We start from the raw sequence: 8,508 nt of genomic DNA, 5'->3' as shown, positions 1-8,508 counted from the left end.
TGCCGAGTACCAGGCGCTGGTCGAGCGCTTGCTGCAACAGGGCCTGGCCTATGCCTGCACCTGCTCGCGCAAGCAACTGGAGGGCTACCATGGCATCTACCCCGGCACCTGCCGCGACGCCGGGCATGCGCCACAGAACGCCGCGATCCGCCTGCGCGTGCCGGACCTGAGCTATGGCTTTATCGACCGGGTGCAGGGCGAGTACCGCCAACACCTGGGCCGCGAAGTCGGTGACTTCGTCATTCGCCGGCGTGACGGCTTCTACGCCTACCAACTGGCGGTGGTGCTCGACGATGCCTGGCAAGGTATCAGCGACGTGGTGCGCGGCGCCGACCTGCTCAATTCCACCCCACGCCAGCTGTACCTGCAGGAACTGCTCGGCCTGGCCCAACCGCGCTACCTGCACGTGCCGCTGATCATCCAGCCGGACGGCCACAAACTGGGCAAGTCCTACCGCTCGCCACCGCTGCCGGCCGACCGCGCCGCGCCGCTGCTGGTCCGCGCCCTGCGCGCCCTGGGGCAAGCGCTGCCCGGCGAGCTCGAAAATGCCCACCCGCCCGAACTGTTGGCCTGGGCCAGCAGCCACTGGGACGCCGGCCGCATCCCGCGCAGCTGCACCCTGGCCGAAACGCAACTGCGCTGAACCGCCGGGCCGTAGATCCTATATTCATGCGCAAGGTCTGCGGCATCGCGCACAGTTCTCGTAGCTCCAGGGGTTTCGTAGGAGCGGGCCATGCCCGCGCTGCCTTTTGTGGGCAACCCCGATCGCGGCCATGGGCTAGGCGCCCCCGCCGCGCCTAGGTCCTGCGAGGTCAGTGCATGACTTTCCGCGCGCCGCAACGGCGCATTTCCCTTATCCTGACGCCCACCATTCAGCTGCCCTATAGGACCGTACCGATGAAAGCCCAGCTCGAAGAATTGATTGGCAAGATAAGCTCGGGCTGCATGCTGGCCGAAGACGTCGCGCGCATCGCCGACGAGGCGGCCCAAGCCTACGCCGACCCGCAGGGCTTCCTCGCCGCCAACCCGGACGTCAACTACGACGACAGCTTCCCGATCCCGCTCGGCGAATGGGTGGTGGTCGGCAGCCTGCCGGACACCGTGCTGTTCCAGGCCGACAGCTACGACCAGTTGTTCCAGCAGATCGTCGAGTCCTTCGGCCAGCAAGTCAGCTTCGTACTCAAACCCAAACAGTTGGTCAAGGTCGAGCCGCTCAAGGCGCTGAACCGCATCCAGGTGCAACTCTCCAGCCTGTCAGCGGAAACCCAAGGCTATGTGCTGGTCGACTTCAGCGAAGCGCTGGATGATGAACTGCAAGCCGTGCTGGTGTATAGAAGCGACTTGGCCCGGGTGCTGGAACTGGCCGTGGAAATCGGCATCCACGCCGCACCGGCTTATGACGCGATGAAAGTCGCGCAGACCGAGTAGGCTGAACCGCTCGCCTCATCGCCGCGCAAACGGCCCGCAGGGAACTGATCCCCGCGGGCCTGATCCAATGACTATCGCCAACACCTCGCTCGCCCCACGCCGCTATGCCTGGGGAATGCCAGGGCCTTGAGCAGCAGCCGGACGTTTTTTACTACCGTTCACGCCTGCAACTGCCATGACTGTGCATTAATGGCATGCCGATTCCCCACAACACGCTGAACGTGTGCCGAGCTTGCTCAGACACGCCGAAGTTCGCCCTGTTCGTTCGCCTGAGGATCGCATCTTGAAAACCACAACCATGCTCACCTGCGCCATCACCCTGGCCCTGCAGGCTGCGGCCGTACCCTTCGCATTCGCAAGCGCCGAACCTCTCGCCGCCGAGGTCAGCGTCGCCGCGCCGCCGCTCACCGCCGAGTTCGCCAACGACGCCAACCTGCGCGGCGAGGTCGGCCCGAAGCAGCACAACGTCGCTGTGCTGCGTGCGCAGATCCTGCTCGACCGCGCGCGCTTCTTTCCGGGTGAGATCGACGCCAGTTACGGCTCGAACACCCGTATCGCCATCAGCGGCTTCCAGAAAAACAACGGCCTGCCCGTCAGCGGCGTCATGGACGAAGCCACCTGGGTTGCACTCAACGCCGACGTCGAGCCAGTGCTGGTGACCTATACCATCAGCGACGCCGACGCCGCCGGGCCCTTCCAGCAGATTCCAGCCGACATGATGGACAAGGCCGCGCTGGCAACCCTGGGTTACCGCGACCTGAGCGAAGCGCTCGGCGAGAAATTTCACGCCAGCCCCGCGCTGCTGGCACAACTGAATCCGGGCAAGGATCTGAGTCGCGCCGGCGAGGCCATCGTCGTACCCAACCTCGCCGACGCCGCGCCCCTGGCCAAGGCTGCACGGGTGGTGGTCGACAAGTCCGACTCGACCGTCACCCTCTTCGATGCCGCGGATGCCATCATCGCGCAATTCCCCGCCTCCACCGGGAGCGGGCGCGATCCGCTGCCACTCGGTGACTGGAAGATTCTCGGCGTAGCCAGAAACCCAGTGTTCAAATACAACCCCGGGCTGTTCTGGGACGCCAACCCCGCCCACGCCAAGGCGACCATCCCGGCTGGCCCGAACAATCCCGTCGGCGTTGCCTGGGTCGCCTTGTCCAAGCCGCATTACGGCATCCACGGCACGCCGGAGCCATCGAAGATCGGCAAGACCCAATCGCACGGCTGCATCCGCCTCACCAACTGGAACGTCACGGCGATGGGACACTCAGTCGCGCCCGGGCTCCCCGCCCTCTTGCAAGAGTAACCAGACCCCGCCATGAAGAGCATTCTGACTTTCGCAGCAGGCGCCCTGGTCGGCGCCGCGGGTCTGTTCTATGTCCTGCAGAACGACTTGGCCACGCCTGGCGTGGCGGTCATCACGCGGTCCATTGCAGCCCCGGATGACCCCGTGCAGTCGGCGCCGGCAGCCGTCACGCCCAGCGAGCAGGAGCCTGATGGCATGCCGATCGCGCCGGCAATGCCTCGGGTTGCGAGCGTAATAACCACCCGTACAACCAGCGCCGAGACGATGCCCATCGAGATGCCGCTAGCGCCGCGCAGCGAGCCCCCCGCCGACAACCCTGTTGCGCCGGAACCGGGCACGCCGCCCGCGTCGCTCGAGGAGGCCAGCGTGCAGACCATGCCGGCCGAACCCTCGCAAGTGCATCCCGGCGCACTGCTGATTCCCGTGACCGGCATAGTCTCGGCGCAACTGAGCGACACCTTCAACGACAAGCGCGGCAGCGACCGCATCCACGAAGCGCTCGACATCATGGCGCCGCTGAAGACCCCGGTAGTCGCAGTCGACGACGGCAAAGTGGTGAAACTGTTCGACAGCGTGCCCGGCGGCCTCACCGTCTACCAATTCGATGCCAGCGGCACCTTCGCCTACTACTACGCGCACCTGGACAGCTACGCCGCCGACCTGATGGAAGGCCAGGAGCTCAAGCGCGGCGATCTGCTCGGCTACGTCGGCGCCACCGGCAACGCCAACCCGCGTGCACCGCACCTGCATTTCGCCATCTTCCTGCTCGGCCCCGAGAAGCAATGGTGGAAAGGCACGGCAATCAACCCCTACCCCTTGTTCCAGCGCTGAGTTCGACGACTTGCACAACACGGGATCGCGGCCATAGCCCGAATAAGCCGCAGCGCATCCGGGATGGCGTAGCGCAGGCAACCCCAGCGGCAGGATCAGCCATTGCGGCACAGAGCTGTAGCTGCCCCCCCCCCCGGAACGGGCTGGGGCAGTACCGATAGAGCACACCTGAAAAGCCTTGGCGGCTTCAGCAAATGGCTCGAGAGTGAAGCCTGCTAGCCGGGGAGCGGCCGTTCCGCGAAACATTCAGCGCCCCAGGGCTGCCCTGAAATCGCTCGGGGTCGTCCCGCTCCAGCGCGCGAATGCCCTCACGAAAGCCGGCGGCTCGCTGTAGAAGAGCTTGAAGCTGATGTTCTTGATGGAGTCTTCGGATTGACTTAACAGGTAAACCGCACGGTCGAACCGTACCTTGTCCACCAGCTCAGAATACTGCACCCCCTCCTCGCCCAAATGCCGTCGCAGGCTTCGCTCCGAACAGTTGAGTTTCTTGGCCATGGCGGCGGCATTTGGGTAGAAGTCGATGCATAACAGGATGCCGTTCACCCGGCCTTGCCAGGATAAGGGCGCACGCTGCGCCTGAGTCTCACGACACAGCTGCAGGTACAGATGATAGGCATGCGGATTGCGTCGTGCATTGCTTAAGCGGCCAAGCTCGTTGTCGTAGGTCACGTAGGTGTGATCATGGCCGAAGCTCACGGGACAATCGAACTCAGCCGGATAGCGTGCGGCGTCTTCTGGCGCTGGATAGCCGAATGCCACTGTGCGCACATAGCCATCTGAGCTGGCGCCGAAGATGTCACGTAGCAACTGGCGTGTGGCGAGAATGTCACGATCGATAAGGAACCGGTACAGCGCGGGCAATCCACCTACCTGCCGGTAGCGAACGACCGACTGGCCGCCGGCGACACTGCTGATCAGCTCGGGGACTATCCAGGGATTGGACAGCGGATAGAAGCGTCGCGCCAGATAGCCGGCGTGGCCGAGATCGATCGCGTTCGCCAGCAGCGCCCCCAGCACTCCGACACTGTTTACGTTGTACAGCCGACCGAGTTCCAGCCCGGCAGCCCCACCTCGATAGAGGCGCTGAATGTTCTCGTAGACGGCTTGTTCCTGGCGGCTGTCGGGCACGGCTTCAGGCAAGGCATAGCTGTCTGCAGTCAGGCCGCTGCCAAGCAGCACCTCATCCAACGGATAACCCCACGTACCCATCTGGGCGATGCAAAAGCAGAACGGGGCTTGGCTGGCGCAGGGAAAAACGGCTTGGCTCATGGCAACCCACACTGTTCTAAATGGCTATATAAGCTCAACTTGGCCTTAATTATCAAGATACTGGCAGGTTTTATCATCGTTTCAAGAGCCGTACTTTGTCTTAATAAGCGAGACAAATAGCGGCCAAAGGGCAGTTTTCATGAGCAAATCTGTATTTATCACGGGTGCGTCCTCCGGACTGGGCCGTCAGCTAGCGGGCGAATTCGCCACGCGTGGTTATGACCTGGCATTGGCCGCCCGCCAGTTCGACGTGTTGCAACAGATCAAGGCTGAACTGGAGCAACGTCACGGCGTGCGTGTACGGATCTATCCGTTGGACGTCAGCGATCCCCAGCGGGTGCGCGACACACTGGATATCGCCCGCGCCGAACTGGGTAAGCTCGACATCGTCGTGGCCAACGCCGGGCTGGGAAGTGACGGGCGCATAGGTCGTATCGATTTCGCCAACACGCGCAGGATGTTTGAAGTCAATGTGATAGGCGCCTGCGCCACCATCGACGCCGCCGTCTCGCTGTTCAAGACCCAGGGTCGTGGGCAGATTGTGGCGATGAGTTCAGTCGCCAGCTGGCGTGGCCTGCCCGGCAGCGGCGCCTACAGTGCGAGCAAGGCGGCGGTCAGCGTATACATGGAAGCCCTGCGGACTGAAGCGCTGGGCAAGAACCTCACCGTGACAGTGATCTATCCGGGTTACATCGATACACCGATGAACAACAAACTCAAGCACCGGCCCTTCCTCCTGCCGCTGGCAGAGGGCGGCAAACGGATCGCCAATGCCATCGTGCAGGGCCGCAAGCGCGCTGTAATTCCCGGCTATCCCTGGTTGCTGCTGCGTCCACTGCTGCAGCTGTTACCGACCACGCTAATCGGCAAACTCTTCTGAGCGAACAACCATGACCACCAATATCTGCCAGATCGCACTGAGTGTGCGCGACACCGCTGCATCCCTCCGTTTCTACCAGAAGCTGTTCGGCCTCAAGCACGTATTCGGCACCATGTCCTTCCGCGGCAAGCCGGCCGAACGGGTACAGGGCCTCGCCGGCGCTGCCTCACGGGTCAGCTGGTTGATCGACGACCGGGCGTTCTTCCAATTGGAACTGTTCGAGTTCGAATCACCAGCGCCCACGCCCCTCTCAATCGAGGACGATGAGCGCATCGGTTATCGGCGCATCCTTGTACGGGTCGATTCACTGGAGCGTTTTGAAGCGCGCGCCCAGACGCTCGGCCTGACCCTGGAAACCCGCAGACCTGCTGAGCGCCGTTTCATTCGGGATCCGGACGGAACGCTCATCGAACTGATCGAAGACCACTCACTGCTAGGACAATCGTATCCGTACAAGCTTGCTGGCCTGGCCTTGGTAGTCGCCGACTGCACGCATAGCGTTACTGCCTTCATCGAAGGGCTGGGTTTCGAGCGTGGCGACCGCGCAGTCGTGCACGATACCGACACCATAGCCAGCGATTGTCTGGTCAAAGGCGATATGTGGCTGGAACTCCGCCAACCGGCGAATCCCAAGCCCAGACCGCCCCGATACAAATTGAGCGACATTGGCATCATGAACCTGGCCATCGGTTTTGCCAGCAGCGACGGCTTCGCCGAGCATTTCGAACGAGTGCTCGCGGCCGGCTTTGTGCCCAACTGCAAGCCGGTCGGCCAGCCGCAACGACTACAGTGCGTCTACGTCAATGACCCACAAGGCTTTTCGGTGGAAATGCTGTACTGCTCGCCGCAGCTTTATGCCTTGGTGGGATTCAGCGAGCCGAACCTGAAAGCCAAACTGCTCAACCGGCTGCGTGAGCGACAGGCCTACAAGGCGCTGGGTACCACTCGCGATAGTTTCTTCTCGCGTCTGATCAGAACCGAAATCGACATCGATGCGCCGACCCGTGCGGTGTGGGAGTGCCTGGTTGACTTCGAGCGATACCCGCAGTGGAACCCAATGCTGGAGATCCACCGGATCGATCGCCGGCCGGGCGGGGTGGTGGATTTTGCGGTCAAGCTGGGCAAGGGTCGCAAGACCGTCTTCCAGGCGCGCATCTGCAGTGACGATGCGCCAAACCGCTTCGCCTGGCGCGGCGGAAACCCCTTCACTGTAGCCGGCGAGCACTTCTTCCAGATTGCCGAGAATGCCGATGGCAGCACCCGTTTTATCCATGGCGAGCGCTTTTCCGGACTCCTGATGCCAGCACTCTGGCCGCGCCTGAGCCAATCGAAACGACTTTATCGACGTATGAACGAGGCGCTGCAACAGCGCGTCGGCACAACCCAGCACGGAGACGACAAATGAAAGACTTGAACGGAAAGGTCAGCATAATTACTGGGGCTGGCGGAGGCCTGGGTCGCGAACTGGCGTTGGCCTGTGCACGGCGCCAGATGAAACTGGTATTGGCCGACGTCGAGGCCGACAACCTGGAAGCGACTCGCGTCCTGGTCCTGCAGGAGCTGCCCAACACGCCCATCGCCACCTTGCAATTGGACGTATCCTGCTTCGAACAGGTCGAAGCGTTGTCGCAACTGACCATGCGACGCTTCGGCGCCGCTCACCTGCTATTCAACAACGCCGGCGTAGGCGTCACCGCGCCAATCTGGGAAAATACCGTCGCTGACTGGCACTGGGTAACCAACGTCAACCTCTTTGGCGTCGCCTGGGGCGTGAAAGCCTTCACTCCGATCATGCTCGGTCAGGGCGAGGGACATATTGTCAATATCGCCTCGGCGGCCGGCTGGATGTCCTCAGCCGGCAGCGGCATCTACAACGCCACCAAAGCGGCGGTGGTGGCACTCTCGGAGAGCCTGGCCAATGACCTGAAGATGGCCAGCAGCGCGGTCAGTGTCAGTGTGCTCTCACCAGCTTTTTTTCCAACCGGAATCGTTGAGGCCGAACGCAACCGCCCGACGGAATTCGCCGACGCTGCCGTCGACAGCGAGATGAAGCGTCTGTACGAAGAGCGTGTGAGACGAGCCGTGGAAACCGGTAAAATTTCTGCCTCCGAAATTGCCGAAATTACCCTCAAGGGAGTGGAGGATAATCGCTTCTACCTTTTCCCTCATGCGTGGGTACCAAGTGCAATAGCCCTGCGCAGCATGCAGGCCCAAGCAGGTATAACTGCCTTCAACCCCCAGGCCTTATCAACCTGAGAGCAACCGCTGCGTAGAACGGAGAATTAAACAGGGGCAGACCACGGCTCTTCATGTCGCCTTTAAACAAGAAGGGAAGTGGGTTCAGTTTATTTATCAGCACCGTAGGGCCGCACCTTGGCGGCGGCCCGGGCCTATGCCGACCCGCAGGCCGTCCTCGCCGCCAACCCGGACGCCAACTACGACGACAGCTTCCCGATCCCGCTCGGCGAATGGGTGGTGGTCGGCAGCCTGCCGGATACCGTGCTGTTCCAGGCCGACAGCTACGACCAGTTGTTCCAGCAGATCGTCGACTCCTTCGGCCCCAGCGTGAACTTCGTGCTCAAGCCCAAGCAGCTTGCCAAGACCGAGCCGCTCAAGGCGCTCAACCGCATCCAGGTGCAACTCGGCAGCCTGTCGCCGGAAACCGGCGGCTATGTACTGGTGGACTTCAGCGAACCGCTGGATGACGACCTGCAAGCCGTGCTGGTCTACCGCAACGACCTCGCGCGAGTGCTGGAACTGACGGTGGAAATCGGCATCTACGCCGCGCCGGCCTATG

General features: G+C 62.4%; 9 protein-coding genes. 8 read left to right on the top strand and 1 reads right to left on the bottom strand.

Going from position 1 to position 8,508, the window contains the following annotated elements; genetic code table 11:
* The 4 genes from gluQRS to ABZE94_RS18145 form a co-directional block, all read left to right on the top strand.
* On the top strand, positions 1-643 hold a 643-nt coding region (gene gluQRS, locus ABZE94_RS18160), incomplete at its 5' end, for a tRNA glutamyl-Q(34) synthetase GluQRS (protein ID WP_372877124.1).
* 254 nt (positions 644-897) lie between these two features.
* Complete coding sequence (locus tag ABZE94_RS18155; RefSeq protein WP_372877122.1) at positions 898-1,428, top strand: hypothetical protein; 531 nt, start codon at positions 898-900, stop codon at positions 1,426-1,428.
* Between the two features lie 283 nt (positions 1,429-1,711).
* Entirely contained in the window at positions 1,712-2,731 is a 1,020-nt protein-coding gene (locus ABZE94_RS18150) for a L,D-transpeptidase family protein (RefSeq protein WP_372877120.1), read from the top strand.
* Positions 2,732-2,743: 12 nt separating this feature from the next.
* A complete protein-coding gene (locus ABZE94_RS18145) occupies positions 2,744-3,562 on the top strand; it encodes a M23 family metallopeptidase (protein WP_372877118.1) in 819 nt (272 codons plus the stop codon).
* 246 nt (positions 3,563-3,808) lie between these two features.
* On the opposite strand, the gene ABZE94_RS18140 is transcribed toward ABZE94_RS18145, so the two are convergent.
* Positions 3,809-4,831: an AraC family transcriptional regulator ligand-binding domain-containing protein gene (locus ABZE94_RS18140; protein ID WP_372877116.1), complete on the bottom strand. Its 1,023-nt coding sequence runs from the start codon at positions 4,829-4,831 to the stop codon at positions 3,809-3,811.
* 139 nt (positions 4,832-4,970) lie between these two features.
* Here ABZE94_RS18140 and ABZE94_RS18135 point away from each other — a divergent pair, with 139 nt between their 5' ends.
* From ABZE94_RS18135 to ABZE94_RS18120, 4 genes are all read left to right on the top strand, one after another.
* Positions 4,971-5,711 (top strand): SDR family NAD(P)-dependent oxidoreductase, encoded by a 741-nt coding sequence (locus ABZE94_RS18135; protein ID WP_372877114.1) that lies wholly within the window; start codon positions 4,971-4,973, stop codon positions 5,709-5,711.
* Positions 5,712-5,721: 10 nt separating this feature from the next.
* A complete protein-coding gene (locus tag ABZE94_RS18130) occupies positions 5,722-7,116 on the top strand; it encodes a VOC family protein (RefSeq protein ID WP_372877112.1) in 1,395 nt (464 codons plus the stop codon).
* Positions 7,113-7,967 (top strand): SDR family NAD(P)-dependent oxidoreductase, encoded by an 855-nt coding sequence (locus ABZE94_RS18125; protein WP_372877110.1) that lies wholly within the window; start codon positions 7,113-7,115, stop codon positions 7,965-7,967. The genes ABZE94_RS18130 and ABZE94_RS18125 overlap by 4 nt, the downstream gene beginning before the upstream one ends.
* Positions 7,968-8,084: 117 nt before the next feature.
* Positions 8,085-8,508 (top strand): hypothetical protein (locus tag ABZE94_RS18120; protein ID WP_372877109.1); only part of this gene is annotated, 424 nt, incomplete at its 3' end.

It is taken from the genome of Pseudomonas sp. (assembly GCF_041601375.1).
Classification (GTDB): domain Bacteria; phylum Pseudomonadota; class Gammaproteobacteria; order Pseudomonadales; family Pseudomonadaceae; genus Aquipseudomonas.
The sequence above is the reverse complement of the archived record's forward strand: the minus strand, read 5'-3'. Positions and strand labels throughout refer to the sequence as shown.

Coding starts and splice junctions, on each gene's coding strand:
- ABZE94_RS18155 (WP_372877122.1), top strand. CDS start 898: ATGAAAGCCCAGCTCGAAGAATTGATTGGCAAGATAAGCTCGGGCTGC.
- ABZE94_RS18145 (WP_372877118.1), top strand. CDS start 2,744: ATGAAGAGCATTCTGACTTTCGCAGCAGGCGCCCTGGTCGGCGCCGCG.
- ABZE94_RS18140 (WP_372877116.1), bottom strand. CDS start 4,831: ATGAGCCAAGCCGTTTTTCCCTGCGCCAGCCAAGCCCCGTTCTGCTTT.
- ABZE94_RS18135 (WP_372877114.1), top strand. CDS start 4,971: ATGAGCAAATCTGTATTTATCACGGGTGCGTCCTCCGGACTGGGCCGT.
- ABZE94_RS18130 (WP_372877112.1), top strand. CDS start 5,722: ATGACCACCAATATCTGCCAGATCGCACTGAGTGTGCGCGACACCGCT.
- ABZE94_RS18125 (WP_372877110.1), top strand. CDS start 7,113: ATGAAAGACTTGAACGGAAAGGTCAGCATAATTACTGGGGCTGGCGGA.